This window comes from Shinella sp. NM-101 (assembly GCF_021401195.1).
Classification (GTDB): Bacteria; Pseudomonadota; Alphaproteobacteria; order Rhizobiales; family Rhizobiaceae; genus Shinella.
Window position 1 is genome coordinate 1 of sequence record NZ_JACBFT010000048.1, and the last position, 2,111, is coordinate 2,111.

Annotated in this window: 1 protein-coding gene; it reads left to right on the forward strand. The window is 56.7% G+C overall.

Annotation, left to right across the window (positions count from 1 at the left end):
- Nucleotides 1–647 precede the first annotated feature (647 nt).
- A partial coding sequence (gene ltrA / locus L0976_RS28495) for a group II intron reverse transcriptase/maturase (RefSeq protein ID WP_234190765.1) occupies nucleotides 648–2,111 on the forward strand: 1,464 nt, incomplete at its 3' end.

Consider the following 2,111-nt stretch of genomic DNA (forward strand, 5'->3'; position numbering starts at 1 on the left):
GTGCGCCTCGCCCCAGTCGGGGAGGCATATGACTGGAATGCAAAAGAGAAAGGAGGATGTGAGTATTTGCCTGCCCTCTGCTGTAAGGGGGCATGAGCCCAAGCGGCGGTGACCTGCTGTCAACTGGCAGGGTGACGTAGCCCGCAGGTAAAGGGGATTGAGGCGAAGCCGTTACGCCGAGATGGTTCCCGAGGCTGAAGTATTGGAAGGTTGAGGAACACGAACCGGTTAACCCGCATCTGAGGGCTGGAATGTCGCCTTCGCCTATACGGCTTAACAGGCGGAATGCTGATGATGACGCCTGAGATGTATGCCAGCGTCATCCCAACACGGACGAACACGTAGGCTGTCCGTGGCAGCCATGGGGAGAATGCAGCCAGACCATGGCATCGGCATCGACTTGCGGAAAGCAAGGGAAAAGACTGCGACCGGCAGCCTCACCAATACGCTGACGTCCAGCATATGAACGAGGGAAGGCATGATGGAATGACAACGGAGTATTGCGTCGCAAGGGAGTTGACCCTGATGTCCATCATGTTGGCGGAGTTCTCGTAGTAGTCCGCGGCAGGGAAGCCTGCCACATGGCGAAGGGGAACAGTTCAAACTGCTTGAAGTGCAAACTATCTGACCAAGAGAGGTGAAGACCTTTGATAATCAGCGAAATGCAGCACAAGCTCGCAACATGGGCCGAAAACGATCCAAACCGAAGGTTTGATCGGCTTCTTCGGCTGATTGCCAATCGGGAATGGCTTGCCGAGGCCGCTCGGATGGTTCTTGCGTCAAGTGGCGCACGAACGCCGGGTATCGACGGAATGGATAAGCAACGGCTGCAGGTCAAACTGGATCAGCATCTGGACGACCTGCGGGCAAGCCTGCTGGAGGAGAGTTATCGCCCCCAGCCGGTCAAGCGCATCTATATCCCGAAATCAAACGGCAAGCTACGACCACTGGGTATTCCGACCCTGACGGATCGCATCGTTCAACGCGCCATGCTGATGGCCATGGAGCCGATCTGGGAAAGCGATTTCCATCGTTTATCCTATGGCTTCCGGCCGGAACGGAGCGTGCATCATGCCGTCCGCACCGTAAGGATACAGCTTCAGGATGGAGCCGACACGACGAGGGGCCGCTGGATCATCGAAGGTGATCTGGCCAGCTACTTCGACACGGTCCATCATCGGCTGCTTCTGAAATGCGTGCGGCGGCGGGTGCAGGACGGGCGTTTCGTTCATCTTCTCTGGCGGTTCCTGAAGGCAGGGCACATTGATCGTGGCCTGTTTACAGCCTCAAGCGAGGGCGTTCCGCAAGGTGGCGTTCTGTCACCGCTCCTTTCCAACATCATGCTCCACGAGTTTGATATGTGGCTGGAGGCGAAATATCTAAGCGACAAGGCCCGCAAGGATCGCTGGGCATGGAACTTCGGCATCCAGCAAGGCAGGCCCATTACGGTTCGAGAGAACCGGCAATGGAAACCCGCCGTTGCCTATTGCCGATACGCTGACGACTTCGTCGTGATCGTAAAAGGAACCAAGGCTCAGGCAGAGGAAATCCGCGAGGAGTGCCGGGCGTTTCTGGAAGGTGAGTTGAAGTTGACGCTGAACATGGAAAAGACCCATGTGACACACGTCAATGACGGCTTCGTCTTTCTGGGGCACCGGATCATTCGCAAGCGAGGGGGACACGGACGGATGTCCGTCGTCACGACGATACCCAAAGAAAAGGCCAAGGGCTTTGTTCGCAGACTTACCGAAACCCTTTCCGGCAATCATAGTGTCAGCACGGTCGACATGATCGCCAGCCTGAACCGCCAATTGGTGGGATGGGCGGCGTTCTACAAGTTCACCGACTTCACGGCGTACGTCTTCCGGCGCATCGACCATGTCGTGTTCTGGAAAATGGCGCATTGGCTGGGACACAAGTACCGATCCCGCATCAAGCCCTTGATGCGGAAATGGTTCAGGGTCCCGGAACCGGGCAAGTCAAAAACCTGGCTCGTGTTTGGTCGCAATGAACGCGGTGCCCCTGTTGGAAAAGCGCTAAAACGGCTTGTCTCAAGCCCCAAAGCGCAATTCCGTTGGCGCAACCCGGAAGAAAACCCATACATCTTCCGG